The organism is Pseudoprimorskyibacter insulae (assembly GCF_900302505.1).
Taxonomy (GTDB): Bacteria; Pseudomonadota; Alphaproteobacteria; order Rhodobacterales; family Rhodobacteraceae; genus Pseudoprimorskyibacter; species Pseudoprimorskyibacter insulae.
In genome coordinates this window covers 413,714-438,365 of sequence record NZ_OMOJ01000001.1, presented here as the reverse complement: position 1 = coordinate 438,365, position 24,652 = coordinate 413,714, and the positions used below count along the sequence as shown (strand labels likewise).

The following is a 24,652-nucleotide window of genomic DNA, read 5'->3' as shown; positions in this document are numbered from 1 at the left end:
CGTTATTCGGCCGCAGCGGGCGTGGGACGGGCAAAGATCGTCTCATACCCCGGTTCGGGATGGCGCGGGATCATCAACGCCAGCGCCAGCGAGGTCGCCGCCATACCCGCCGCCAGAACGAACACCGCCCCCGGCGAGGCCAGCCACAAAAGCCCCAGCAGCACCGGCAGGAACACCGCCGCGATATGGTTGATGGTAAAGGCCACAGCCGCCGTTGGGGCGATATCGCCGGGGTCCGCGATCTTTTGGAAATAGGTCTTCAGCGCAAGGGCCAGCGCAAAGAAGATATGGTCAATCACGTAAAGTATCGACGCCAACAGAACGCCCCAGCCGAAATAGTAGATCCCGCCATAGGCCAGGAACACAATCACCAGCCCCGCGTATTCGAACACCAGCGCCCGGCGTTCGCCAAACCGATGCACCGCCCGCCCCAGCAGCGGGGCCAGCGCCATATTGGCCACCAGATTGATCAGGTACAGCCCCGTGACTTCATGCACGTCAAAGCCAAACCGTTCGACCATCATAAAGCCCGCGAAAACGACAAAGATCTGACGGCGCGCGCCCGACATGAACTGCATCGCGTAATAGAGCCAATAGCGTTTGCGCAGGATGAACTTTTTGACCTGCGGATTTGGGGCTTCAAACTGCGGGATCATGAACACGCAATAGGCCACAATCACCAAAGTCGCCGCGCCCGACACCATGTAAACCGTGTCATAGGACAGGCCCAGCCGGTCCCATGTCAGCACGATCAGCACATAGGCCACCAGCGTCGCCGCCGACCCTGCCGCCATCAGCAGACCCAGAACCTTGGGCGCACGGTCTTTGGGCAGCCACTGCAATTGCAGCGACTGGTTCACCGTCTCGTAATAGTGAAACCCGATGGAACTGAGCATTGTGATGGTCAGAATGCCACCCAACTGGGGGAATTTCGCCGTGACCATCGTCGCCAGAGCCAGCAGCACCAGCGACACCATGGCAAGCGTCTGTTCGCGCATCAGGCGGATCACAAGGATCACACCGATAGCCAGAAATCCGGGAATTTCGCGCACCGTGTGCAACAGCCCAATGTCATCGCCCTGAAACTGCGCCACGTCGATGACGAAGTTATTGAGCAAGGCCGACCATGTCGCGAAGGACAAGGGCATGGCCAAGGCCATCAGGAACAAAAGGGTCATGGGGCGGCGCCAGACAGGCAGGTGCCGCGCCTCAGCAAGGGGTACGATGCGCGTCATATTTCGGCTTTACGCCCTTTGCCTGCCCTTTGCGAGAGGAAAGCGCGTCAGCCCGAAATCGCGGTCAGGCCGCGCTGAACCGATAGTCCACATCCTCAAAGCAATCGCGCGCAAAGACATAAAGGAACCGAAGCCCATCCGGCCCGGCGATGGTGCGATGTTCGGCCTCGGACGGGATGAACAGCGCCACACCCGGCGCGATCATGTGGTCCACGCCGTCGATGGTGACCATGCCAGTGCCTTCCAGACCATAGTAAATCTCGGCCGGGCCATGACGATGGGCATTCAGCGTGCCATGCGGGCCAAATTCGGCCACGCCCATGACCATGCCTTCGGTCGGGGTTCGGTCTGCGCTGAACAGGGTGCGCCATTTGACACTGCCAAAGGCCGGATCACTGCCGCCTTCCAATGGCACCATGTCCGCACGGGCCATCACCGGCATTTGCGCCAAAACCTGCGCCAGATTCCCGACCAGCCTTAGATCCATGGCATCCTCCTCAACACTCTGGATAGCGCTCACACTCCCACGGAGCGGCGCGGGGGTCTGCGCCATTTCCGACCACTCATGTCGCCGCCGAAGCGCCCAATTCCGACGCCGACGTCGCATTCAGATCACCTGATCTGAATCAATGACGTCGCATTCACGTTCTGGCATTTGTCGCAAAACCAAGGAGAGGCCAAATGGACATCATCCCAGTTGTCGAAGCCATAGGCGAAGGTCCGACCGCCGCGCTGTTCGGGCTGATCACCGGCGTGGTGTTCGGCGTCGCGGCCCAGCGGTCGCGGTTCTGCCTGCGGGCCGCCACAGTCGAATTTGCGCGCGGGATCATGGGCGACAAGGTGGCGGTTTGGCTGCTGACCTTCTCAACCGCCGTGGTCTGGGTGCAGATGGCGCGGATGACGGGCCTGTTTGATCCGGCCGAATCGCGGATGATGGCCGTCCCCGGAAGCTGGTCAGGCGCCATCGTCGGCGGGCTGATGTTCGGCGCTGGCATGGTTCTGGCGCGCGGCTGCTCGGGCCGATTGCTGGTGCTGGCGGCAACCGGAAACCTGCGGTCGGTCGTATCCGGCCTGATCTTCGCCGTGGTCGCGCAAATGACGTTGACCGGCTGGCTTGCCCCGGTCCGCGACCGTATCGCCGCCGCCTGGATCACCTCGGGCGGACGCAATGTCGATCTGGTCACCGCGATGCACCTGCCCGACACCACCGGCCTGCTGGTCGGGCTGATGATCGCCGCCGTGGCGTGGGAACTGGCCCGCCGTCACAAGATCGGCCTGTCGCGCCTGATCTTCGCCTCGGGCGTTGGATTTGCCGTGGCCTTGGGCTGGGTGCTGACCTACACGCTCGCGCAGGTGTCGTTCGAACCGATGCAGATCGAAAGCGCCACCTTCACCGGCCCGTCGGCCAATACGCTGATGTTCTTTCTTGATCGCAGCTCTGTTCTGGAATTCGACATCGGCCTTGTGCCCGGCGTCGTGCTGGGATCATTCCTTGCCGCCGCCTTTGCCAAGGAACTGAAGTTCCAGGGCTTCGAAGGCCCCACCCCCATGCGCAATGCGATGATCGGCGCGGCGCTGATGGGCTTTGGCGGCATGCTGGCGGGCGGCTGCGCCATCGGCGCGGGCGTCACCGGCGGGTCGATCTTTGCTGGCACCGCGTGGCTGGCGCTGTTCTGCATGTGGATCGGCGGCATGAGCATGGACATGATCCTTGGTGGGCGCGGCCAGCCCGCCCACGTTTAAACCGGGACAGGCGCAAACACGTCCGCGCCGTCCCCCTGCTTCTTCTCTTTCCAAATACGCAAAAAACGGCGCCCGAAGGCGCCGTTCTGCAACATCCATCACGAGCGGATGCGCCAGCCGGTTTTGAAGATCCACCAGATCACCCCAAGGCACAGCGCGGTGAAGCCAGCAATGGCCAGAAGGCTCAGACCGATCGGCACATCGGCCAGCCCATAGAACGACCAACGGAACCCCGAGATCAGGTAAACCACCGGATTAAACAGCGTCACCGTCTGCCAGAACGGCGGCAGCATCGAGATCGAATAGAACGACCCGCCAAGGAACACCAAGGGCGTCACCACCAGCAATGGCACCAATTGCAGCTGTTCAAAGTTCCGCGCCCAGATGCCTAGGATGAACCCCAGCAGCGCGAAACTGACACAGGTCAGCACCAAGAAGGCCACCATAGCCAAGGGGTGTGCAATGGTCAGATCTACGAACAAGGCCGAGGTGATCAGAATCACCACCCCGATGAACAAAGCCTTGGTCGCCGCCGCCCCGACAAAGCCAATCACGATCTCGATAAAGTTGATCGGCGCGGACAACAGCTCATAGATTGTGCCGATGAACTTGGGGAAGTAAATGCCGAAGGACGCGTTCGAAATGCCCTGCATCATCACGCTCAGCATCACCAGCCCCGGCACGATGAACGCGCCATAGCTGACCCCGTCCACCTGATCGATGCGCGATCCGATCGCCGAGCCGAAGACGACAAAATAAAGCGAGGTCGAGATCACCGGCGAGACGAAGCTTTGGGTCAGCGTGCGGAAAAACCGCGCCATCTCAAACCGGTAGATGGACCAAATCGCGGTCAGGTTCATGCCGCGCCCTCCTGTTGTTTGTGAACAAGGTCCACAAAGATATCTTCCAGCGAATTCTGCTTGGTCTGGATGTCGCGCAGCACCAAACCGGCCTCGGCCAGATCGGCCATCAGGCGCACAATACCCGTGCGTTCGGCGTTGGTGTCGTAGTCGTAAACGATGGTCTGCCCGGCATCCTCCAGCGTCAGACCATAGCTTGCCAGCGCTTCAGGAATGGCGGCCACTGCATCGTGCAATTCGATCCGCAGGGTCTTTTTGCCCAAACGTTTCATCAGCGCGCCGGTTTCTTCGACCAGCAGGATCTGACCTTTGTTGATCACGCCGATGCGGTCGGCGATGGCCTCGGCCTCTTCGATGTAATGGGTGGTCAGAATGATCGTCACGCCTTGGGCGCGCAGATCTTCGACAACCTTCCACATATCGCGGCGCAGTTCCACATCCACCCCCGCCGTCGGTTCATCCAGAAACAGCACACGCGGCTCATGCGCCAGCGCCTTGGCGATCAACACGCGGCGCTTCATCCCGCCCGACAGTTCCATCGACCGGCTGTCTTTCTTGTCCCACAGGCTCAGCTTGCGCAGGATGTCTTCCACCAGTTTGGTGTTGCGCTTTTTGCCAAACAGCCCGCGCGAATAGTTCACGGCGTTCCAGACGGTCTCAAACGGTTCAAGATGGATTTCCTGCGGCACCAGCCCAATCAACGACCGGGCCTGCCGGTACTGCGTGATGGTGTCAAACCCGCCCACTTTGATCGTGCCATCTGTTGGCAAGGTGATCCCGCACACGGTTGAGATCAGCGTCGTTTTTCCAGCGCCATTTGGCCCCAGCAGTGCAAGGATTTCGCCTTCGCGGATGTTGAGCGACACGCCTTTCAGCGCCTCGAACCCACTCTCATACCGCTTTGCGAGATTCTGTATTTCGACCATATCGGTCATGTCAGCCCCTCCGGCTTCGTCGAGTCGTTCAAAATTAAACCGAATGGTTCAGATCGCAATCGGGATTTTGTGAAATTTTTCAAAATGGTCGCAAATGGGATGGCGCAGTGCCTGTGCGCCCGTTAGCCATTGACACATGAACAGCAGCCACATCGACCGGCCGGGCCGGGCCATCGCGCTTATTTGCGTTGGCGTATTCTTCATTACTGTCAATGACATGATCGTCAAAAGCCTCTCGGGCGGGTATCCGCTGCACGAGATCGTTTTGCTACGAACCGCCGTTGCCATGGTCATCACTTTGGGCATCGTCCTAAGCGAAGGGGGCCTGTCGCAACTGCGCACCCGCCGCCCGGTCATGCACGCCCTGCGCGGGCTGACCGTGGTGATTTCCAGCCTGTTGTTCTTTTCCGCGCTGGCGGTCATGCCGCTGGGCCAAGCGACCGCGATGTTCTTTGTCGCGCCCCTGTTCATCACCCTGCTGTCGATCCCGCTGCTGGGCGAAAAGGTTGGCCCCTATCGGCTTGGCGCGGTTCTGGTCGGGTTCGTAGGCGTGGCCATTGTGTACCAGCCTTGGAAGGTGTCCGGCGGGCAAAGCATCGTTCTGGCCCTGCCGATCCTGTCGGCGCTGTTCTACGCCTTCTTGCAGGTCATGACGCGCAAACTTGGGGTCGCCTCATCCGCGGGGGCGATGTCATTTTATAACCAGATCGTCTTTATGGTCGTGTCGATTGGCGTCTTTGCCGTGGCCGGTGACGGGCGCTATGCCGAAGGGGTCACCAACGAAAGCCTGCAATTCATCCTGCGGGCGTGGATCTGGCCAAGCAACCATGACCTGCTGGTCTTTCTGGCCTCTGGCACCGTTTACGCGCTGGCGGGGTATTTGCTAACGGCGGCCTACCGGCTGGCCGATGCCGCCACTGTGGCACCCTTCGAATATATCGGGCTACCGGCGGCGTTCTTCTGGGGATGGGTCATCTTTGGTGAACGGCCCAGCCTTGCGGTCTGGGCCGGTTGCGTGCTGATCGTCGGGGCCGGGCTTGTGGTGTTCATGCGTGAACGCCGCAAACCCAAACCGATCAAAGCCCCGATCTGACGGTATCGATCATCAGCTTGACGTTCTCGGGGTCCGCGTCCGGCGTGATCCCGTGGCCAAGGTTGAAGATATGCGGCCCTTTTGAGAAGGCTTTGACGATGGCGCGGGTTTCCTCGACCAGATCATCGCCGCCCGTCACCATATGGCGCGACGCCAGATTGCCCTGAACGCAGCCGTCGACCTGTACATTCTTGGCCGCCCATTCAGCGCTGACCGAATTGTCGATGGCCACACAGTCGGCCCCGGTTGCCTTGGCAAAGCCGATATAGCCCTCGCCCGCCTCACGCGGGAAGGCGATGACGGGAATGTCGGGGTGGCGGGATTTCAGCTCTTGGGTGATGATGCGGGCCGGTTCCAGCGCGTACTTGGCGAAATCATCGCCCTTCAGCGATCCTGCCCAACTATCAAAGAGCTTCACCACCTCGGCACCCGCTTCGATCTGGGCCGACAGATAGTCGATGGTGGATTCAGTCAGGCGCTCAATAATTTTTTCGAACAGCGCGCGGTTTTCGGCCTTCAGCGCATGAGCGGGGCCTTGGTCCGGGGTGCCGCGACCAGCGATCATATAGGTCGCCACGGTCCACGGCGCACCGGCAAAGCCGATCAGCGTGGTTTCCTCGGGCAGTTCGCGGCGCAGAATGCGGACGGTTTCATAGATCGGGTTCAGCGTGTCGTGGATCATCTCGCCGCCGCCCAGCTTGTCGAAATCGGCGTCCGACTGAATGGTCGACAGGCGCGGGCCTTCACCGGTGACAAACCACAGATCAGCGCCAAGTGCCTGCGGCAAAAGCAGAATATCGGCAAACAGGATCGCCGCATCAAAGCCATAGCGGCGGATCGGCTGCAAGGTCACCTCGGCGGCCAGTTCCGAGTTGTAGCACAGCGACAGGAAATCCCCGGCCTGCGCACGGGTGGCGCGGTACTCGGGCAGGTAACGGCCTGCTTGCCGCATCATCCAGATCGGCGGGGTCGGCAGGGTTTCACCCGCAAGGGCGCGAAGGATCGTTTTCGTCGGGGCCATGTCTTGCTCCTTGTGCTTTGCCCCTCTCGTCCGCTGTCAGCGGCATCATGTCAAGCGCAACCCCCGTTGCCACGACAAAGCGACGCGACTAAGCATTCGGTATGACACGCGATCTGCCCACCCCGACCAACCCTTTGCGCATCGGCACGCGCGGCTCGCCGCTGGCCCTGGCGCAGGCATATGAAACCCGCCGCCGCCTTGGCGCGGCCTTTGACCTGCCCGAAGAGGCGTTTGAGATCGTCGTCATCAAGACGACCGGCGACAACCGCGCCCTGATCGCTGCGGATATTCCGCTGAAAGAGATCGGCAACAAAGGCCTATTCACCAAGGAAATCGAAGAACAACTGCTCGATGGCAGCATCGACATCGCCGTGCATTCGATGAAAGACATGCCGACAGTGCAGCCCGATGGCCTGATCCTCGACTGTTACCTGCCGCGCGAAGATGTGCGTGATGCGTTCATCTCTCCGGCCTATGACGGGTTGGCCGCCCTGCCCGCTGGCACGGTGGTTGGCACCTCGTCTCTGCGCCGCCGCGCGCAGTTGCTGGCCCGCCGCCCCGATCTGACTGTGGTCGAATTTCGCGGCAACCTGCAAACCCGCCTGAAAAAACTGGATGAGGGCGTGGCCGCATGCACGTTCTTGGCCAAAGCGGGCCTCAACCGTTTGAACATGGACGATGTGCCCGCCCATGCGATTGACGTAGACGATATGCTGCCCGCCATTGCGCAAGGCGCGATTGGCATTGAACGGCGCATGGATGATCCCCGCACCAAGGCGATGCTGGACGCGATCCATGACCGCGACACCGGCCTGCGTTTGGCGGCAGAACGGGCCTTCCTGCTGGCGTTGGACGGGTCGTGCGAAACGCCGATTGCCGGACTGGCCACGCTGGACGGTGACACGCTGACCCTTCAGGGCGAAATCCTGCGCCCAGATGGCAGCGAGACCTTCACCGGAACACGGTCAGGCCCCGTGGGCGATGGCCCGAAGATCGGCAAGGCCTTGGCCGAGGAGCTGTTGGCCAAGGCTGGCCCGGATTTCTTCAAGCACTAAAGCGAAGGGGCCACACGGCCCCTTTTGCCTACTGAGGCACCGCAAAGGTCACTGACGCCCAAAGCGATTCCCACACCGCCAGATCATCGCCCATGGGATCCACCGGGCGCATCACCACCGAATCGACCAGATAGCTATGCCCCGCCATGACCGGCACCAGCGCTTTACCATCTGCATCGGTGCGGTATTGCGAAATGGTCACGTCGCCATTCGGGGCTTTGTCGAACACCTCGACCTGAACGTCCGCCCGGACCTGCCCTTGATAGAACACCTGAACCGGGAAGCCCGCGCTTAGGTCGTCGGTATAGGGATTGGCCAGTGCCAGAATTTCGGTTTCCAACCCGACAACGCGATCCTGCCCCGCGCCGGTGCCGACGTCGATCAGGGCTTTGGCGTGGCGGCTGTAACGTTCGCGGAACCCGACCTCAGGCAAGCCGCGCGCGGCGTGTTGATCCAAGGCCCAGGCGAAATCTTTGTGGGTGACGAAATTAACGAATTTCTCACGCTCAGAATAGGTCAGCAGATAGTCCTTGGTCACATGCACGACCACGGCCAACCCGTCGCCCGGTGCCGCCATATTCAGCGCGGGACGATCCCCGGCGCGGCCTTCTACGGGGGCAACCGCATCGCCCTGCACCAGTTCGAACCGGGTGAAATTGGCCGGGATATAGGCATAGACCGAGCCTTGGAAATCCTGACCGACCCGCAGGTCGGCAACAATCGGGTCGCCTTCAGCCACCTGATAGCCATGCGGGTCAATCCAGAATTCATGGGCAGTGGCGATGCCGCCAAACCCCACCGTTACTACCAGCCCGGCGATCAGCGCCTTTAGCCCCATCTGCGTCGTCCTTTGCCCCAAGTGCCGCCCAGCATGAGCGGCGCTGACACCTACTTAGTTCAGACGCAGGCGGCGACTAGGCCAGATCCTGCGCGCTTTCTTCGGCCCGTGATGCAAAGCCCGCGAAGCGCTTGGCGAACCGGCGGTCCAGCGTGCCTTTGGCCAGCTTCAGCGATTGCAGCAAAAGGCGCGCGGGCAAATTGGTGGGTTTCAACGTGGCGTCGAACATCATGCGGGTGTGTGCCTGCGACAGCGACACCAGTTCGACATTTGCCACAACTTCCAGCCCATCGGAATCGGCATCGAAACGCATGGAAATCGGCGCTTCATAGGCGCTAAGGACCAAGGTACCTTCGCGCTTTTTGCCGCGCCATTCATAGCCGATCTTCCAGGTCGTGCCTGCCCCCGGTTCGCCCCCTCCGGCGGTTCTGCGCACATCCAGGCCACGGCGAATGGCCGCGCGTTCAATCGTTTCGAAATCGGTCAAAACCTTGAATACCGCGTCAATCGGTGCGTCGAGATCTTCTTTGGAGGAAAAGCGCATTTAGTCGTCCTGATAAATATGTCTGCTCTGCCCTTGCTATGGGCGGTTATGGTTAAGATAGCCTGTCTGCCAGCCAATTGCGCAACAAGAAATGCGCAATCGCGCCCTTTCGCGCCGGAAGTAGGTTGCCACTGTTGCCCGCAAACGCATCCATAACGTCTTCGCGGCTGACCCACATGGCGTGTTCAAGCTCATTGGGATCAACCGTAATGTCTTCGCTGGTGGCGATACCATGGCATCCGAACATCAAAGACGCTGGGAAGGGCCAAGGCTGGCTGGCCAGATAGCGCACCTCACCTATCTTAATGCCCGCCTCTTCCCAGACCTCGCGGCGGACGGCGGCTTCGATTGTCTCGCCCGGTTCCACAAACCCGGCAAGGCAGGAATACATCCCGTCGGGCCAACCATCCGACCGGCCCAGCAGCACTTTGTTGCCATGGGTGACCAGCATGATGACCACCGGATCGGTGCGCGGGAAATGCTGGGCGCCGCAAGCCGGGCAGGTCCGCTGCCATCCGGCTTGAACGGTTTCCGACGGCTGGCCGCATTTGGCGCAGAACCCGTGGGTCGCGTGCCAGCTTTGGATGCCTTTCGCCGTCGCCGCCAATTCGGCGTCGCGCGGGGTCAGCCGGGTCATGATCCGGCGCAATTCGGCAAAGCGCAACGTGCCGTCAAATGACGGGTGCACCTGTTCGGACTGGTCCAGAAAACTGCCCATCGCATCGGCGTCCAAATCGGCCGGTTGCCACGCGGAAATGTCATAGGCGAACACCGCCGCGCCCGCTTCGCGGCCAAGCAAGATGGGGTCTGCGCGGGACTCGGCCAGAACCGGATGCGTCAGCGGCAGCCGCGCCAAAGCACAACTGTCTTCCGCGCCTTCGATCAGCGGCTTGCCCCGCCACATCACTATCGCCCGTGTGGCGTCGGACTGCATCGCAGCGGCCAGCGCGGGAATGTCGCCGCGCAGGTCTGCCGCGCGGTCAAGGGCAGAGCCTCCGAATGTGACCTGTTCTGCGTGGCGCATGGTTCCTCCGGCGAAACGTGATTTTGCGGGCCAAGGCATGACACGTCGCCCCTCAAAGGGCAACGTCAACCATGCCTGCGCTTGCCCAACATGGATAGCCGCACCGCACAACCGCGTGATAAGCTGCGCAAAACCGTTGGAGCAGCGCATGACACCGCACCCGAAAGTCGATGCCTATTTCGCAAAGGAAACCCTGTGGCCAGATGAGTTGAAGGCCCTGCGCGCCATCGCTATGGCCTCGCCCTTGGTTGAAGATTTCAAATGGCACAAGCCCTGTTACACCTTTGGCGGCGCGAATGTGATGCTGATCGCCCCGCTCAAAGAGGCGGCGGTGGTCAGTTTCCTGAAGGGCGTGCTGATCCCCGATCCGACCGGGCTTTTGACCGCACCGGGCGAAAACTCCCGCTCGGCGCGGTTTGCCAAGTTCACCTCTGTGGCGCAGGTCGAGGCCAGCCGCGATGCGCTGATCGCCTGCATCCATGCGGCGATTGAGAATGAAAAGGCCGGCAAAACGGTGGTCTTTGAAAAGGACGATCTGGCCTATCCAGATGAACTGACCGAAGCCTTGGAAAACGATTCCGAGTTGCAAGAGGCATGGGATGCCCTGACACCGGGGCGGAGGCGCGGGTATGTGCTGAACATCACGCAACCCAAGCAATCGTCCACTCGAACGGGCCGGATTGCCAAATGGCATAGCCGCATTCTCGAAGGCAAAGGGATGCACGACCGATAGGCGCAACGTTCGATTCGACGCCCATTGAACGGGCATGCGCCTAATAAACTCTCTTTCCCGCCTCGGATCGCCCAAATCCCAAGCAATAATTTTATTGCTTGGTCAATAAACGCCGCTAGGCTGGTTTTGCTCGAACGCGACGCCAAAGATCGCGCAGGGACCAACAGACCTATAAGGAACAGGAGGTATTCAATGTTCCAACGCGCCGTTACCACCGGATTTGCGGTACTTCTGGCCGGCACAGCCTTTGCCGAAACCGCCGTACCCTTCGCCCTTGACTGGAAATTCGAAGGGCCTGCCGCGCCCTATTTCTCGGCCATCGACAATGGCCATTTCGCCGCCGCTGACCTTGCGGTCGAAATCTCGCCCGGATCGGGCTCGCTTGATGCGATCCCCAAAGTGGCCACTGGCGCCTTTCCCGTGGGCTTTGCCGATATCAACAGCCTGATCAAGTTCCTTGACCAGAACCCCGGCGCGCCCGTCATCGCGGCGATGATGGTCTATGACAAACCGCCCTTCGCCATCGTGGGCCGCAAATCCCTGGGCGTTGAGGCCCCGAAAGATCTGGAAGGCAAAGTGCTGGGCGCTCCGCCGCCCGATGGCGCATGGGCGCAGTTCCCGATTTTCGCGGCCGAAAACGGCCTCGACATGGCCAAGATCACGGTCGAACCCGTCGGCTTCCCCACGCGTGAACCGATGCTGGCCGAAGGCAAAGTCGCCTCGGTGACGGGTTTCTCATTCTCGTCCTACCTGAACCTTGTGCGCCTTGGCGTGCCCGAGGATGATATCTCGACCATCCTGATGGCCGACTATGGCGTGGACCTGTACGGCAACGCGGTCATCATCAACACCGAATACGCCGCCGCGAACCCCGACACGATCAAGAGTTTTCTTGCTGCTGTGGCCGCCGGTTGGAAAGACGCCATCGCCGATCCGGCAAAGGCCACCGCCAGCCTGATCGAACGCAACCCCGCCGCCGATGCCGCGCTGGAACAGCGCCGCCTGCAACTGGCCATCGATGCCAACGTGGTGACCGATTACACCACGGCCAACGGCTTTGGCGACATTGACGATGCGCGTTTCGCCAGCTCGATCGAGCAGATGAAACTCACCTACGAGTTCCAGAACCCGACCGATCCGGCCACCTACTTCACCGATGCCTACCTGCCTGCAGGCGGCTTTGCCCTGAAGTAATCGACCCAAGCGGTGGGTTGAAAACCCACCCTACGGCGGGGCGCGAAAACGCCCTGCCAATTGCAAAGGTGCGTGCATGACCAACCTCATCGACATCAAGAATGTCCGCCACGCCTATAAAACGGCATCCGGCCCCCTGCCCGTTCTGGACGGGCTAACGCTTTCGGTGCCCGAAGGCGGGTTCGTGGCGGTGGTCGGCCCCTCTGGCTGCGGCAAGTCCACGCTGACCAAACTGGTCGCAGGCCTGATGAAGCCCGACGAGGGCGAGGTGTGGCTGCATGGCGAGCGAGTGAAATCGCCCCGTTCGACCGTGGGCATGGCCTTCCAGAACCCGGTCATGCTGGAATGGCGCAGCATTCTGAAGAACGTCATGCTGCCGCTGGAAATCGTGCCCACCAAGCTGACGAAATCCCAGCAGGAAGACCGCGCCCGCTACCTGCTCGACCTTGTGGGCCTGAAAGGCTTTGAAGACAAACGCCCGTCTGAACTCTCCGGCGGGATGCGCCAACGCGCCTCGCTCTGCCGCGCATTGGTGCACCAACCCGATGTGCTGATCCTAGATGAACCCTTCGGCGCGCTGGATGCCTTCACCCGCGAAGACCTGTGGCAGATCATGCATCAGGTCAAAGCCAAGGAACCCTTTACGGGCGTTCTGATCACGCACGACCTGCGCGAATCCATCTATCTGGCCGATCAGGTGGTGGTTCTGTCGGGCCGACCGGCCCGCACGCAATTCACGCTGGACATCCCCGAAACCGGCCCGCGTGACATCGACATGCTCTACACCCCCGAAGCCGCCGATATGCTGCACACCCTGCGCCACCAGATTGAAATCGCGCAAGGCCGCGCCCCGGCCGAGGACACAGCCGCGTGACACTGCCTTTCATCTTTCTCCAAATACTCAAACCAACCCGGCCCGCCACTGGCTGCGCCGCCAACCTGCGAGGCGCGTGACATGATCAAACTTCGCCAAATCGCCGTTCCGACCATCGCCATGATCACTTTCCTAGCCCTCTGGGAAGCGCTGGTCTGGATCAACGGCTGGCCGAATTACAAAATGGCCTCGCCCTCGGATCTGGTGCCTGCGTTTACTCGCTATTGGGAATTATTCCTGATCATGGGTTGGCAAACGCTGTGGCGGACGGTGGTGGGGCTGCTGATCGCCATCGTGTTCGGCACGATGGTGGGCATGATCATGGGCTTTTCGCGCACCATGCGCGATGCGCTTTATCCGCTTCTGGTCGGCTTTAACGCGGTGCCTAAGGCCACCGTGGTGCCCATCGTGGCGCTGATGTTCGTAGGCGCACATGATTTCAACACGGTGCTGATTGCCTTCATGATCAGCTTCTTCCCGATTGCCGTGTCCGTCTCAATCGGGCTCAGCACGCTGGAACCAGAATACCGCGATATCCTGCGCAGCCTTGGGGCCAGTCAAACCACGATCTTCTGGAAAATCGCCCTGCCCAAAACCCTGCCTGAATTCTTCGGTGCACTGAAAGTGGCCGTAACCCTCGCCTTCATCGGCACCAACCTGATGGAAATCGTCAGCCCGCATGGGCGCGGGCTTGGGGCGCTCTTTGACAGCGGCAAAACCAATTCGGACTACCCGCTGATGTTCGCGGTGCTGATCGCTTTGGCCTTCCTTGGCATCGTTCTCTATTACGTCGTCGTCGCGCTTGAGAAGATTTTTGCCGGATGGGCCGAACGACCCGCTGGCTAGTGGCTTTTGCGGCGGCCCTGCGCTAACAGTCGGAAAAGCCACGTGAGGCCCGACACGATGCAGTATGCCGCCGTCATCTTTGATCTGGATGGAACGCTTCTGGATACCGAGCGCACCGCCATTCGCGCGGGCGTTTTGGCCTTGGCGGAACAGGGTCACACCGTTGATGAGGTCTTTCTGCACCGCCTGATCGGCGTCGATCAAACCGCGGGTGAGGCGATCTTGCGCGATGCCCTCGGCCCGCTGGATTTCGACGCGTTGAGCAGTGCTTGGGTCCGGGCATCGCGGCAAATGCATGCTGGCGGCGTCGCCCTGCGCCCCGGCACTCTCGACCTGCTGACCGAGGTTGAGGCCCGCGCCCTGCCACGGGCGATTGCCACATCCAGTTATCGCGACGGGGCGTTGCATAAGCTGCGCCATGCCGGGCTGGAGGGACGGATTGAAACGCTGGTGGCCGCCGATTGCGTGGCCCGCCGCAAACCCGCGCCAGATCCTTACCTGCTTGCCGCTGAACGTCTGGGCGTCGCGCCCGAGGCGTGCCTTGCCTTTGAAGATAGCGACACCGGGGCGCAATCCGCCCATGCCGCAGGCATGACCGTTGTGCAGATCCCCGACATTCTGCCACCAGATGGCCGGTATGCGCATCACATCGCGGCAGATCTTATGGCCGGGGCCCGCGCTGCTGGCTTGATCTGAGCAGGGTTGCGAATCCGAAACGCAACGCCTATGTAACGCCTTGAGAGGTTGGCGCGGGCGAGCGCCTCGCCAACCCGGTCAGGTCCGGAAGGAAGCAGCCGTAACGAGCCCCGCTTGGGTCGTTGTCCAGCCTCTCACCCTATTCCCCCAAAAGTCGATTAGGCCGTCGCCTGTAGCGCCCAGCCCAGCTGGCCTTCGGTTTCGACCGCGCAGGGCCGCGCATCGCGCAGGCGGGTTAGTGCGTCTTGCGGGTCTTCGCCCTCTTCTACCATCAGGCGCAGGGCAATCATGCCGGTCCGTCCGCATCCGCCATGGCAGTGAATCGCGACCCGCTGGCCCATGTCCAAAGCATTGCGCAAACGCTGTGCATTGGCAGGCCAGTCGGCGTCAAATCCGGTATCCGGCACGCCCATGTCGGTGATCGGCATATGCAGCCAGCTTGCGCCATGTTCTTCAACCAACTCGCCAAAATGCGACAGACCCGCCGCCGCCAGTTCGGCCTGCCCGGTCAAGCTGACCACAAATCGCGGCGCCCATTCGGCCAATTGCACCAGATCGTCGGCCAGCTCTCCGTCGCGGCCGGGAATGGGCATTAGCCCCAACAGTCCCGTGCCAACCGGCAGTTCAACCAAGTCCATGTCACAGCCTCCGGGCGTTGAACGTATCACATTCCGACACAAGACCGGTTTTATACCCCGTTGCAAACCACCGCGACCGCTGTTCGCTTGTTCCGTGAGTAAACGTATGCGGCTGAGGGACGCGGCCCGCCCGTTTTTGCAGCGTATCGTCGCCAATCTGGCGGGCGGCATTGATCGCCTCGTCCACATCGCCCGGTTCCAGCAGGCCGTCCACCGACCGCGCCCAGACACCGCTGAGGCAATCGGCCTGAAGTTCTAGCCGCACGGTGATGGCGTTGGCTTCGGTCTGGCTGGCGGTTTGGCGGTACTGGTTGACTTGACCCAAAATGCCCAATTCGTTCTGCACATGATGCGCAACCTCATGCGCGATCACATAGGCCGCCGCGAAATCCCCGCCCGCGCCAAGCTGGCGGGCCATGGTGGCAAAGAAATCGGTGTCAAGATAGGCCTTTTCATCCGCCGGGCAGTAGAACGGCCCGGTCGCCCCCGAAGCCCCGCCGCAGGGCGACTGGGTCACCTGACTGAACAGAACCAGCGTCGGCGCGGTGTAGGTGCGGCCCAATTGTTCGTCAAAGATCTGGGACCAAACCACCTCGGTCGTGCCAAGCACCGCCGCCGAGAAATCGGCTGCCTTTTGTTCTTCGGCGCTTAGCTCACGCGGGGCGGATTGCTGGGTCTGCACGCCCTCAAGGAATGGCGTGACATCGACACCGGCAAAATAGCCGATGGCCAGCACGATCAACAGACCAACACCGCCGATCCCGGCCTTGCCGCCGCCACCGCTGCGCCGACGATCTTCGATATTGCTGCTGCGTTTGACGTTTCTTAGACGCATGACGACTCCCACCCGATACCACTATGGCACGTAGTCTGTCGTCTGATATTCGCCAGCCCCGCGCAAGGCCGAGGTGGCGATTGCGCGGGGGGAATTTCAATTAGCCATCGACACGGATGGTTTTGTTGGCAGGATCATAGGGGCTGTCCTCGACCACTTCGCAGGGCCACATCTGGCCCATGATCTTGACCTGCAACTTGGTGCCGACCTCGGCAATCGCGGGTTTGACATAACCCATGCCGATCTGCTTGCCGAAATGCACCGACCAACCGCCCGAGGTCAGACGGCCCACATAGTTGCCCTCCATATCGCGCAGTGCTTCTTTGCCCCATGGGTCGGCATCGGCAGGCCCATCGATCAGCAGCGTGACGCATTTGGACCGAATGCCGGTGTCCAGCATCGCCTGTTTGCCGTGGAAGTCCTTGGACAGGTCGATGAACCGATCAAGCCCAGCCTCGGCGGGGGTCGCGTCGCGGCCCAGTTCGGTGCCGAAGGCGCGGTAGGATTTTTCCTGACGCAGCCAGTTCTGCGCCCGCGCCCCGACCGGGGTCAGCCCGTGTTTTTCGCCCGCGGCCATCAATTGCGTCCACAGGTAGCGGCCCATTTCGATCGGGTGATGCAGTTCCCAGCCCAGCTCGCCGGTGTAGGCCACGCGGATCGCCTTGACCGGGCACATGCCCAGTTCAATGTTGCGCATGGTCAGCCACGGGAAGCGTTTGTTCGACAGCGCGGTCTCTGGGTCGGCATCGCGGATCAGTTCGGCCAGAACGTCGCGCGATTTCGGGCCTGCGATGGCGAAGACGCCCCATTGCGTGGTGACATCTTCGGCGTTGATGCGGCCAAACTCGGCCTCTTTGTCGGCCACGGCCTTGAACAGGTAATCCTGATCGTAGGCATGCCATGCACCGGCTGAAACGAGGTAATAGTCGTCCTCGGCCTCGCGGACGATGGTGTATTCGGTACGCGTGGTGCCAGCATCGGTCAGCGCATAGGTCAGGTTGATGCGCCCAACCTTCGGCAGCTTGTTGCAGGTGAACCAATCCAGAAACGCCGTCGCGCCGGGGCCAGAGATACGGTGCTTGGCAAAGGCGGTGGCGTCGATCAGGCCCGCGCCGTCGCGGATCGCCTTGGATTCGGCCTCTGCATATTGCCACCATGCGCCACGGCGGAAGCTGCGGCTGTCGTGGTCAAAGCTGTCGGGCGCATCCTTAGGGCCATAGTAGTTGGGGCGTTCCCAGCCGTTCACTTGGCCGAACTGTGCACCAAGCGCCTTTTGCATGTCATAGGCCGGAGCGGTGCGCAGCGGGCGGCAGGCTTCGCGTTCTTCATCGGGGTGGTGAAGAATATAGACGTGTTCGTAGCATTCTTCGTTCTTCTTCACGCCATATTCGGTGGTCATCCACGGCCCGTAGCGCTTGGGGTCAAGGCTGGCCATGTCAATCTCGGCCTCGCCCTGCGTCATCAACTGGGCCAGATAATAGCCAGTGCCACCAGCGGCGGTGATGCCAAAGCTAAAGCCTTCGGCCAGCCACATATTGCGCAGGCCCGGCGCGGGGCCGACCAGCGGGTTGCCGTCGGGGGTATAGCAGATCGGGCCGTTGAAATCGTCTTTCAGGCCAACCGTTTCCGACGACGGGATGCGGTGGATCATCGACATGTATTCTTCTTCGATTCGCTCCAGATCCAGCGGAAACAGATCCGCGCGGAAGCTGTCGGGCACACCATAGGCAAACCGCGCGGGCGCATTGCGCTCATACGGGCCAAGGATCCAACCGCCACGTTCTTCGCGGACATACCATTTGGCGTCGGCATCGCGCAGAACCGGATGCTCGGCCCCGCCGTTCTTGCGGTATTCGACCAGCGCCGGGTCGGGCTCGGTCACGATGAACTGATGCTCAACCGGGATCGCGGGGATCTTGATGCCCAGCAGCTTGGCGGTGCGCTGCGAATGGTTGCCGGTGGCGGTGACCACATGTTCGGCGGAAATGACGGTGGTTTCATCGGTCGGCACAAGGTTGCCGCCCTTTTCGCCCATCTTGGTGACGGTCACATCCCAGTGGTCGCCCTTCCACTCATAGCCATCGACCTGCCACTTGCGTTCGATGATCACGCCGCGCTGACGGGCACCTTTGGCCATGGCCATGGTTACATCGGCAGGGTTGATATAGCCGTCTTGCGGATGGAACAGCGCGCCTTTCAGATCTTCGGTACGCAGCAGCGGCCAACGGTCCTTGATTTCCGACGGCGTCAGGAATTCGTGATAAACCCCCGCCGTTTCAGCCACCGACGAATACAGCCGGTATTCATCCATCCGGTCGTCTGTCTGGGCCATCCGCAGGTTGCCGCAAATCGAAAAGCCCGCGTTCAGGCCGGTTTCGTCCTCAAGCGTTTTATAAAAATCGACCGAATATTTGTGGATGTGCGTGGTGGCATAGCTCATGTTGAACAGCGGCAGCAGACCAGCCGCGTGCCACGTGCTGCCCGAGGTCAGCTCATCCCGTTCCAACAGCATCACATCGGACCATCCCGCGCGGGCCAGATGATAGGCAATCGAGGTGCCGACGGCACCACCGCCGACGACCAGAGCTTTGACTTGGGTTTTCATTGGGCAGGTCTCCGAAAGCGATTTGCTTTTCTCATTACCCTAGCCCCAAGCCCCCCGCAGACCCAGCCCGACCTGCCATCGCCAAAAAACGACCAACGCGCAAGAATACGCGCCAGCGCGCCCAGACAAGGCCAATTCCGATGGGAAAGGCAGCGCTAACTTGACTGCACCCGATTTGGGCGAATTCATGCTGAGTGCGGCGACTCAGGCCCTTTTACCCCCGGCCAAGCGGGCCTATAAGAGCGCGGTCTGGGCTCGAAAGAGTCGCGGACTGCAAATTCATGTTTTGAAGGCTCGCGCGCATGTTTGGATTGGATAAACTCTTGGGCATGTTCTCATCGGACATGGCCATTGACCTCGGCACCGCCAACACGCTGGTCTATGTCAAAGGCCGCGGGGTCATCCTGTCCGAACCGTCTGTGGTGGCGTACCATGTCAAAGACGGCGTGAAAAAAGTGCTGGCCGTCGGCGAGGATGCCAAGCTGATGCTTGGCCGCACCCCCGGCAGCATCGAAGCCATTCGCCCCATGCGCGATGGGGTGATTGCCGACTTCGACGTCGCCGAAGAAATGATCAAGCACTTTATCCGCAAAGTGCATAAGCGTTCGACCTTCTCAAAGCCCAAGATCATCGTATGCGTGCCGCATGGCGCGACCCCGGTGGAAAAACGCGCGATCCGTCAGTCGGTTCTATCGGCGGGGGCCCGCCGCGCTGGCCTGATTGCCGAACCGATTGCCGCAGCCATTGGCGCGGGCATGCCCATCACCGATCCGACCGGCAACATGGTTGTCGACATCGGCGGCGGCACCACCGAGGTGGCCGTTCTGTCGCTGGGCGATATCGTTTACGCACGGTCTGTCCGCGTCGGCGGTGACCGCATGGATGAGGCGATCATCAACTACCTGCGCCGCCAGCAGAACCTGCTGGTGGGCGAATCGACCGCCGAACGCATCAAGACCAGTATCGGCACCGCCCGTATGCCCGACGACGGGCGCGGCAGTTCCATGCTGATCCGAGGCCGCGACCTGCTGAATGGTGTCCCCAAGGAAACCGAAATCAGTCAGGCCCAGGTGGCCGAAGCGCTGGCAGAACCGGTGCAGGCGATCTGCGAAGCTGTGATGACCGCGCTGGAAACCACCCCGCCGGATCTGGCCGCCGATATCGTCGACCGCGGCGTTATGCTGACAGGCGGCGGCGCGTTGCTGGGCGATCTGGATCTGGCGCTGCGCGAACAGACCGGGCTGGCTGTGTCGATTGCCGATGAAAGCCTGAACTGCGTGGCCTTGGGCACCGGCAAGGCGCTGGAATACGAAAAGCAGTTGCGTCACGCAATTGACTACGACAGCTGATCCGACCACCTTTTCGTAAAGGGGGCGCGTTTTGGCCAGCAACAACCGCAATCAACAAGATTACAGCGCTCCGCTTCGGCGACTTCTGGTGGCTGTTCTTGCGCTGATGCTGATTGCGATCTTTCTGGTTTGGCGCATCGACAGCCCCCGCGTCGAAGGGTTTCGTGCACGCGTGGTAGATGCGGTGATGCCCGGCTTTGACTGGGCGCTGGCCCCTGTAACGGCCAGCGTCAAACTGGCCCGCGATTTCCAAGCCTATCAGGCGATTTACGACCAAAACCAAGAACTGCGCCGCGACCTGCGGGAAATGACCCGCTGGAAAGAGGCCGCCCTGCAACTTGAGCAGGAGAACGCCCGCTTGCGCGATCTGAACAACGTCCAACTTGATCCGCGCCTGACCTCGATCACCGGCGTTGTGCTGGCCGATTCCGGCTCGCCTTTCCGGCAATCGGTTCTGATCAACGTTGGATCGCGCGACGGGATCGTGGATGGCTGGGCGACGATGGACGGTATCGGCCTTGTAGGCCGGATTTCCGGCGTTGGCGCCAATACCAGCCGGGTCATTCTGCTGACCGACTCGACCAGCCGCATTCCCGCGATGATTCAGCCGTCCAGCCAGCGCGCCCTGATCGTCGGCGACAATACTGCCGCGCCACCGATTGATTTTCTTGAAAACTCCGATCTGGTGCGCCCCGGCGACCGGATTGTGACCTCTGGCGATGGCGACGTCTTTCCGCCCGGATTGCTGATTGGTCATGTGGCCAAAGACCCTGGTGGCCGCCTGCGGACCCGGCTTGCCGCCGATTATGAACGGCTGGAATTCCTGCGGGTTCTGCGCGACCACGGGCGCCGCCAAATCTCGGCGCCGAGCGAAGTGATCCTGCCGTTGGCCCCTGTGGGCCAGACCGATCTGCCCGATCCCAACCCCGAGACCCAAAACGATGGCTGAGGCACGCCCCGCACGGCTATGGTCTATGCGTCTGGGCTATCTGCTGCTGTCTTGCGTCCTGATTTTCTGCAATCTTTTGCCCTTGGACCTGATGCCAACCCGCTGGGCTGGGCCGGATCTGCTCTTGGCGATGACCTTTGCATGGGCGCTGCGCCGGCCTGACTATGTGCCGGCCCTGTCAATTGCGGCGATGTTCCTGTTGGCAGATCTGATGTTCCAGCGCCCGCCGGGGCTTTGGGCGGCGCTGGCGCTGGTGGCGACCGAATGGCTCAAGTCGCGCGAACGTCGGCACCGTAGCCTGACCTTTGTGATCGAATGGACCAGCGTCACCTTGCTGATCTTGGCCGTGGCCATCGGCAATCGCTTGCTTATGCTGCTGGTCATCGCCGAGCCGGGACCATTGTTTTTGGCTGCCATGCAGGCGATTATGACCATCGTTCTTTATCCTTTGGTGGTTCTGGTGTCGCGCTTTGTCTTTGGCGTCCGACGCCCAACCCTCGGGGAGATGGACTCGACAGGACAAATGCATTGAGACGTTCGCCAAAAGACACCGCCCTCAGCTATGCGAAAGTGTCGCGCAGGGGGCTGATGCTCGGGGCCTTGCAATTGGGCTTTGCCGGGGCGCTTGGGCTGCGCATGCGCTATGTGCAGGTCGAACAAGCCGATGAATTCCGTCTGTTGGCCGAAGAAAACCGGATCAACATCCGCCTGATCCCGCCCGCGCGTGGCCAGATTTTTGACCGCAACGGCAAAGTGATCGCCGCGAATGAACCGGCCTATCGTATCACCATGGTCCGCGAAGACGCAGGCGATGTGGACGCGGTGATTGCCCGCCTGTCGTCGTTGGTTGAACTGGACGAAGACGCGCTGAACCGCGCCTTGGCCGAAATGAAACGAAGCGCGCCGTTTCTACCCGTCACCGTCGCTGATCGCGTCACTTGGGAAGAACTCAGCCGCGTTGCGGTCAACGCCCCCGCCCTGCCCGGCGTCACACCCGAGGTCGGCCTGTCGCGCGTTTACCCGCTGAAATCTGATTATGCCCATGTGGCAGGCTATGTCGGGCCGGTCAGTGAACGCGATCTTGCCCGCCGTGAAGACCCTGATCCGCTACTGCGCATTCCGCGGTTCCAGATCGGCAAGGTCGGCGTTGAATCCAAGCTGGAAGACACGCTGCGCGGCAAGGCCGGTGCCAAACGCGTTGAGGTGAACGCCGTGGGCAGGGTGATGCGCGAACTCAGCCGCCGCGAAGGCGTGCCGGGGGCGGATCTGCAACTGACCGTCGATTCTGAATTGCAGAATTACATTCGCCACCGCTTGGGCGAAGAAAGCGCGTCAGTCGTGGTGATTGATCTGGAAAACGGCGATCTGCGTGCCATCGTATCGGCCCCCACCTATGACCCCAACAAATTCGTGCGCGGAATTTCAGTTGCCGATTATGCCGAGTTGCGGGACAACAATCACCGCCCGCTGGCATCGAAAACCGTGCAAGACGCCTATCCGCCGGGATCAACCTTCAAGATGATCACCGCGCTGGCCGCGCTTGAAGCCGGGGTGATCACGCCCGAAGACACAGTCTATTGTCCCGGCCATATCGAAGTGAGCGACCGCCGTTTCCATTGCTGGAAACGCGCGGGCCACGGCAATGTGAACCTAGATCAGTCCCTGCGCGAAAGCTGCGACGTCTATTATTACGATCTGGCGCTGCGCGTCGGGATCGAGAAAATCTCGGAAATGGCGCGGCGTATGGGGATTGGCGAAGCGCATGACATTCCCATGTCGGCCATTTCATCAGGCATCGCGCCCGACAAGGATTGGAAGCTGCGCGAACGGGGTGCCGAATGGGTGATCGGCGATACCGTGAACGCCTCCATCGGTCAGGGCGACGTGCTGACATCGCCGCTGCAATTGGCGGTGATGGTCGCGCGCATTGCGACGGGCCGCGATATCAAACCGCGCCTGATCCGATCGATTGACGGGGTCGAAACGCCCTCAGGTCTGGGCGAACCTTTGGGCCTGAACGAAAATCACCTGCGGCAGGTGCGGCGCGGCATGCATTCGGTTTGCAACAACCGGCGCGGCACGGCCTATGCTTCGCGCATCATCGAGGACGCCTTCCGCATGGCGGGCAAAACCGGCACCAGTCAGGTGCTGAACCGGGTTGTGCGCAACCAAGATGTGCCGTGGGAAGAACGGGACCACGCGCTATTCGTCAACTTTGCCCCCTATGATGACCCCAAGATCGCCGTGGCGGTCGTGGTCGAACATGGCGGGGGCGGGTCGACAGCAGCGGCGCCCATCGCGCGGGATGTGACGCTTCAGGCGCTTTATGGCGAAGACCCACCGCTTGAAGCCTATCCTGAAAAGGACCGCAGCCGCATCAAGGCGCAACAGGACCGTCTGGCCCGTGAACGCGAAGACTATGCCGCAGACGGATCGTCCCGCGCATGAGTTATCTTGAGTATACCGTCAAATCCGTCCCGTCCGGGCTGCGCAAGATCCTGTATCTGAACTGGCCGATTGTCGTGCTGCTGACCGCCGTGGCCTGCATCGGGTTCTTGATGCTGTATTCGGTGGCGGGCGGGTCGCTGTCACCATGGGCCGAACCGCAGATGAAACGGTTTGCCCTTGGCATGACGGCGATGTTCATCGTTGCCCTGACCCCGATCTGGTTTTGGCGGAACATGTCCGTCGTGGCCTATAGCATTTCGGTTTTGCTGCTGATTTTCGTGGAGTTTTTCGGCGCTGTCGGGATGGGGGCGCAGCGCTGGATTGATTTGGGCTTTATGCGCCTGCAACCCTCCGAGTTGATGAAGATCACCTTGGTCATGCTGCTGGCGGCCTATTACGATTGGCTTCCGGTCAACAAAACCTCGCGGCCTTTGTGGGTGCTGGTGCCTGTGGTGTTTATCCTGATGCCGACCTTTCTGGTGCTGAAACAGCCCGACCTTGGCACCGCCCTGTTGTTGATGATCGCGGGCGGGCTGACGATGTTTCTGGCCGGTGTGCACTGGGCCTATTTCGGCGCGGTCATCGCCGCCGGAATTGGAGGGATCGCCGCCGTTTTCGAAAGCCGGGGCACCGATTGGCAATTGCTGAAAGACTATCAGTTCCGCCGGATCGACACCTTTCTGGACCCGTCATCAGACCCGCTGGGCGCGGGCTATCACATCACCCAAGCCAAGATCGCCATGGGATCGGGCGGCTGGACAGGGCGCGGCTTTATGCAAGGCACGCAGTCGCGGCTGAACTTCCTGCCCGAAAAGCACACGGACTTTATCTTCAACACCTTGGCCGAAGAGTTCGGGTTTATCGGCGCGTTCTCTCTCTTGGCGCTGTATGTGCTGATCGTGGTGTTCTGCATTGCGTCGGCCCTGCAAAACCGCGACCGCTTTTCGTCGCTCTTGACCCTTGGCCTTGCGCTGACCTTCTTCTTGTTCTTTGCGGTGAACATGTCGATGGTCATGGGGCTGGCCCCGGTTGTCGGCGTGCCTTTGCCGTTGGTCAGCTATGGCGGATCGGCGATGTTGGTGCTGCTGATTGCCTTTGGCCTGATCCAAAGCGCCCATATCCACCGCCCGAGGTAAG

24 protein-coding genes and 1 other RNA gene are annotated in these 24,652 nt (G+C 61.1%); 14 read left to right on the top strand and 11 right to left on the bottom strand.

Annotated elements, in window-relative coordinates; translation table 11 throughout:
• Nucleotides 1–2: 2 nt before the first annotated feature.
• Together PRI8871_RS02310 and PRI8871_RS02305 are read right to left on the bottom strand one after the other, a co-directional pair.
• Nucleotides 3–1,235, bottom strand: coding sequence for an MFS transporter (locus tag PRI8871_RS02310; protein WP_108884559.1), 1,233 nt, complete (start codon nucleotides 1,233–1,235; stop codon nucleotides 3–5).
• A 64-nt stretch (nucleotides 1,236–1,299) separates the two neighbouring features.
• The gene (locus PRI8871_RS02305; RefSeq protein WP_108884558.1) at nucleotides 1,300–1,722 is read right to left on the bottom strand and encodes a cupin domain-containing protein; all 423 of its coding nucleotides are present in this window, start codon (nucleotides 1,720–1,722) and stop codon (nucleotides 1,300–1,302) included.
• 194 nt (nucleotides 1,723–1,916) lie between these two features.
• On the opposite strand from PRI8871_RS02305, the gene PRI8871_RS02300 reads away from it, so the two are divergent.
• Nucleotides 1,917–2,978 carry a YeeE/YedE family protein gene (locus PRI8871_RS02300; protein ID WP_108884557.1) on the top strand — a complete coding sequence of 354 codons (1,062 nt, stop codon included), beginning with the start codon at nucleotides 1,917–1,919 and terminating at the stop codon, nucleotides 2,976–2,978.
• A 98-nt stretch (nucleotides 2,979–3,076) separates the two neighbouring features.
• On the opposite strand, the gene PRI8871_RS02295 is transcribed toward PRI8871_RS02300, so the two are convergent.
• Nucleotides 3,077–3,838, bottom strand: a complete 762-nt coding sequence (locus PRI8871_RS02295; protein WP_108884556.1) for an ABC transporter permease — start codon at nucleotides 3,836–3,838, stop codon at nucleotides 3,077–3,079.
• Entirely contained in the window at nucleotides 3,835–4,773 is a 939-nt protein-coding gene (locus PRI8871_RS02290; RefSeq protein ID WP_108884555.1) for an ABC transporter ATP-binding protein, read from the bottom strand. Before PRI8871_RS02290 ends, PRI8871_RS02295 begins: the two co-directional genes overlap by 4 nt.
• A gap of 136 nt (nucleotides 4,774–4,909) precedes the next feature.
• On the opposite strand from PRI8871_RS02290, the gene PRI8871_RS02285 reads away from it, so the two are divergent.
• Nucleotides 4,910–5,866 carry a DMT family transporter gene (locus tag PRI8871_RS02285; protein ID WP_108884554.1) on the top strand — a complete coding sequence of 319 codons (957 nt, stop codon included), beginning with the start codon at nucleotides 4,910–4,912 and terminating at the stop codon, nucleotides 5,864–5,866.
• Here the strand turns inward: PRI8871_RS02285 and hemE are convergent.
• Nucleotides 5,850–6,887 (bottom strand): uroporphyrinogen decarboxylase, encoded by a 1,038-nt coding sequence (gene hemE, locus PRI8871_RS02280; RefSeq protein WP_108884553.1) that lies wholly within the window; start codon nucleotides 6,885–6,887, stop codon nucleotides 5,850–5,852. The two genes, PRI8871_RS02285 and hemE, sit on opposite strands and share 17 nt — an antisense overlap.
• A 101-nt stretch (nucleotides 6,888–6,988) precedes the next feature.
• On the opposite strand from hemE, the gene hemC reads away from it, so the two are divergent.
• The gene (gene hemC, locus PRI8871_RS02275) at nucleotides 6,989–7,942 is read left to right on the top strand and encodes a hydroxymethylbilane synthase (protein ID WP_108884552.1); all 954 of its coding nucleotides are present in this window, start codon (nucleotides 6,989–6,991) and stop codon (nucleotides 7,940–7,942) included.
• Nucleotides 7,943–7,970: 28 nt separating this feature from the next.
• On the opposite strand, the gene PRI8871_RS02270 is transcribed toward hemC, so the two are convergent.
• The 3 genes from PRI8871_RS02270 to nudC form a co-directional block, all read right to left on the bottom strand.
• Nucleotides 7,971–8,780, bottom strand: coding sequence for a DUF4198 domain-containing protein (locus PRI8871_RS02270; protein ID WP_108884551.1), 810 nt, complete (start codon nucleotides 8,778–8,780; stop codon nucleotides 7,971–7,973).
• A 76-nt stretch (nucleotides 8,781–8,856) separates the two neighbouring features.
• On the bottom strand, nucleotides 8,857–9,324 hold the full coding sequence (locus PRI8871_RS02265) for an SRPBCC family protein (RefSeq protein WP_108884550.1): 468 nt from the start codon (nucleotides 9,322–9,324) through the stop codon (nucleotides 8,857–8,859).
• Between the two features lie 52 nt (nucleotides 9,325–9,376).
• Nucleotides 9,377–10,348: an NAD(+) diphosphatase gene (nudC, locus tag PRI8871_RS02260; protein ID WP_108884549.1), complete on the bottom strand. Its 972-nt coding sequence runs from the start codon at nucleotides 10,346–10,348 to the stop codon at nucleotides 9,377–9,379.
• Nucleotides 10,349–10,496: 148 nt separating this feature from the next.
• Between nudC and PRI8871_RS02255 the strand changes: the two genes are divergently transcribed.
• The 6 genes from PRI8871_RS02255 to ffs all read left to right on the top strand — a co-directional run bounded on the left by PRI8871_RS02255 (nucleotide 10,497) and on the right by ffs (nucleotide 14,830).
• Entirely contained in the window at nucleotides 10,497–11,081 is a 585-nt protein-coding gene (locus tag PRI8871_RS02255; RefSeq protein ID WP_108884548.1) for a YdeI/OmpD-associated family protein, read from the top strand.
• A gap of 192 nt (nucleotides 11,082–11,273) precedes the next feature.
• On the top strand, nucleotides 11,274–12,275 hold the full coding sequence (locus tag PRI8871_RS02250) for an ABC transporter substrate-binding protein (protein ID WP_108884547.1): 1,002 nt from the start codon (nucleotides 11,274–11,276) through the stop codon (nucleotides 12,273–12,275).
• A gap of 76 nt (nucleotides 12,276–12,351) precedes the next feature.
• A complete protein-coding gene (locus tag PRI8871_RS02245; protein WP_108884546.1) occupies nucleotides 12,352–13,149 on the top strand; it encodes an ABC transporter ATP-binding protein in 798 nt (265 codons plus the stop codon).
• 81 nt (nucleotides 13,150–13,230) lie between these two features.
• On the top strand, nucleotides 13,231–13,995 hold the full coding sequence (locus PRI8871_RS02240; protein WP_108884545.1) for an ABC transporter permease: 765 nt from the start codon (nucleotides 13,231–13,233) through the stop codon (nucleotides 13,993–13,995).
• A 57-nt stretch (nucleotides 13,996–14,052) separates the two neighbouring features.
• Nucleotides 14,053–14,691 carry an HAD family hydrolase gene (locus PRI8871_RS02235; RefSeq protein ID WP_108884544.1) on the top strand — a complete coding sequence of 213 codons (639 nt, stop codon included), beginning with the start codon at nucleotides 14,053–14,055 and terminating at the stop codon, nucleotides 14,689–14,691.
• 42 nt (nucleotides 14,692–14,733) lie between these two features.
• Nucleotides 14,734–14,830: signal recognition particle sRNA small type (gene ffs, locus PRI8871_RS02230), an RNA gene on the top strand.
• 19 nt (nucleotides 14,831–14,849) lie between these two features.
• Here ffs and PRI8871_RS02225 read toward each other — a convergent pair.
• The 3 genes from PRI8871_RS02225 to PRI8871_RS02215 form a co-directional block, all read right to left on the bottom strand.
• On the bottom strand, nucleotides 14,850–15,329 hold the full coding sequence (locus PRI8871_RS02225; RefSeq protein WP_108884543.1) for a phosphatase domain-containing putative toxin: 480 nt from the start codon (nucleotides 15,327–15,329) through the stop codon (nucleotides 14,850–14,852).
• Nucleotide 15,330: 1 nt separating this feature from the next.
• Entirely contained in the window at nucleotides 15,331–16,164 is an 834-nt protein-coding gene (gene ypfJ, locus PRI8871_RS02220) for a KPN_02809 family neutral zinc metallopeptidase (protein WP_108884542.1), read from the bottom strand.
• Nucleotides 16,165–16,264: 100 nt separating this feature from the next.
• Nucleotides 16,265–18,769 carry a GcvT family protein gene (locus PRI8871_RS02215; protein ID WP_108884541.1) on the bottom strand — a complete coding sequence of 835 codons (2,505 nt, stop codon included), beginning with the start codon at nucleotides 18,767–18,769 and terminating at the stop codon, nucleotides 16,265–16,267.
• A 302-nt stretch (nucleotides 18,770–19,071) separates the two neighbouring features.
• Here PRI8871_RS02215 and PRI8871_RS02210 point away from each other — a divergent pair, with 302 nt between their 5' ends.
• From PRI8871_RS02210 to rodA, 5 genes are read left to right on the top strand one after another with little or no spacing between them, the layout of a single operon-like run.
• Nucleotides 19,072–20,118, top strand: a complete 1,047-nt coding sequence (locus tag PRI8871_RS02210) for a rod shape-determining protein (RefSeq protein ID WP_108884540.1) — start codon at nucleotides 19,072–19,074, stop codon at nucleotides 20,116–20,118.
• Nucleotides 20,119–20,149: 31 nt separating this feature from the next.
• A complete protein-coding gene (mreC, locus tag PRI8871_RS02205) occupies nucleotides 20,150–21,067 on the top strand; it encodes a rod shape-determining protein MreC (protein WP_108884539.1) in 918 nt (305 codons plus the stop codon).
• Nucleotides 21,060–21,599: a rod shape-determining protein MreD gene (locus tag PRI8871_RS02200; RefSeq protein WP_108884538.1), complete on the top strand. Its 540-nt coding sequence runs from the start codon at nucleotides 21,060–21,062 to the stop codon at nucleotides 21,597–21,599. Before mreC ends, PRI8871_RS02200 begins: the two co-directional genes overlap by 8 nt.
• Complete coding sequence (mrdA, locus tag PRI8871_RS02195; protein WP_108884537.1) at nucleotides 21,596–23,515, top strand: penicillin-binding protein 2; 1,920 nt, start codon at nucleotides 21,596–21,598, stop codon at nucleotides 23,513–23,515. The genes PRI8871_RS02200 and mrdA overlap by 4 nt, the downstream gene beginning before the upstream one ends.
• Nucleotides 23,512–24,651 carry a rod shape-determining protein RodA gene (gene rodA, locus PRI8871_RS02190; RefSeq protein WP_108884536.1) on the top strand — a complete coding sequence of 380 codons (1,140 nt, stop codon included), beginning with the start codon at nucleotides 23,512–23,514 and terminating at the stop codon, nucleotides 24,649–24,651. Before mrdA ends, rodA begins: the two co-directional genes overlap by 4 nt.
• Nucleotide 24,652 lies beyond the last annotated feature (1 nt).

Bases quoted from the DNA above. Each gene is read 5' to 3' on its own strand.
- PRI8871_RS02310 (WP_108884559.1), bottom strand. From the start codon at position 1,235: ATGACGCGCATCGTACCCCTTGCTGAGGCGCGGCACCTGCCTGTCTGG.
- PRI8871_RS02305 (WP_108884558.1), bottom strand. From the start codon at position 1,722: ATGGATCTAAGGCTGGTCGGGAATCTGGCGCAGGTTTTGGCGCAAATG.
- PRI8871_RS02300 (WP_108884557.1), top strand. From the start codon at position 1,917: ATGGACATCATCCCAGTTGTCGAAGCCATAGGCGAAGGTCCGACCGCC.
- PRI8871_RS02295 (WP_108884556.1), bottom strand. From the start codon at position 3,838: ATGAACCTGACCGCGATTTGGTCCATCTACCGGTTTGAGATGGCGCGG.
- PRI8871_RS02290 (WP_108884555.1), bottom strand. From the start codon at position 4,773: ATGACCGATATGGTCGAAATACAGAATCTCGCAAAGCGGTATGAGAGT.
- PRI8871_RS02285 (WP_108884554.1), top strand. From the start codon at position 4,910: ATGAACAGCAGCCACATCGACCGGCCGGGCCGGGCCATCGCGCTTATT.
- hemE (WP_108884553.1), bottom strand. From the start codon at position 6,887: ATGGCCCCGACGAAAACGATCCTTCGCGCCCTTGCGGGTGAAACCCTG.
- hemC (WP_108884552.1), top strand. From the start codon at position 6,989: ATGACACGCGATCTGCCCACCCCGACCAACCCTTTGCGCATCGGCACG.
- PRI8871_RS02270 (WP_108884551.1), bottom strand. From the start codon at position 8,780: ATGGGGCTAAAGGCGCTGATCGCCGGGCTGGTAGTAACGGTGGGGTTT.
- PRI8871_RS02265 (WP_108884550.1), bottom strand. From the start codon at position 9,324: ATGCGCTTTTCCTCCAAAGAAGATCTCGACGCACCGATTGACGCGGTA.
- nudC (WP_108884549.1), bottom strand. From the start codon at position 10,348: ATGCGCCACGCAGAACAGGTCACATTCGGAGGCTCTGCCCTTGACCGC.
- PRI8871_RS02255 (WP_108884548.1), top strand. From the start codon at position 10,497: ATGACACCGCACCCGAAAGTCGATGCCTATTTCGCAAAGGAAACCCTG.
- PRI8871_RS02250 (WP_108884547.1), top strand. From the start codon at position 11,274: ATGTTCCAACGCGCCGTTACCACCGGATTTGCGGTACTTCTGGCCGGC.
- PRI8871_RS02245 (WP_108884546.1), top strand. From the start codon at position 12,352: ATGACCAACCTCATCGACATCAAGAATGTCCGCCACGCCTATAAAACG.
- PRI8871_RS02240 (WP_108884545.1), top strand. From the start codon at position 13,231: ATGATCAAACTTCGCCAAATCGCCGTTCCGACCATCGCCATGATCACT.
- PRI8871_RS02235 (WP_108884544.1), top strand. From the start codon at position 14,053: ATGCAGTATGCCGCCGTCATCTTTGATCTGGATGGAACGCTTCTGGAT.
- PRI8871_RS02225 (WP_108884543.1), bottom strand. From the start codon at position 15,329: ATGGACTTGGTTGAACTGCCGGTTGGCACGGGACTGTTGGGGCTAATG.
- ypfJ (WP_108884542.1), bottom strand. From the start codon at position 16,164: ATGCGTCTAAGAAACGTCAAACGCAGCAGCAATATCGAAGATCGTCGG.
- PRI8871_RS02215 (WP_108884541.1), bottom strand. From the start codon at position 18,769: ATGAAAACCCAAGTCAAAGCTCTGGTCGTCGGCGGTGGTGCCGTCGGC.
- PRI8871_RS02210 (WP_108884540.1), top strand. From the start codon at position 19,072: ATGTTTGGATTGGATAAACTCTTGGGCATGTTCTCATCGGACATGGCC.
- PRI8871_RS02200 (WP_108884538.1), top strand. From the start codon at position 21,060: ATGGCTGAGGCACGCCCCGCACGGCTATGGTCTATGCGTCTGGGCTAT.
- rodA (WP_108884536.1), top strand. From the start codon at position 23,512: ATGAGTTATCTTGAGTATACCGTCAAATCCGTCCCGTCCGGGCTGCGC.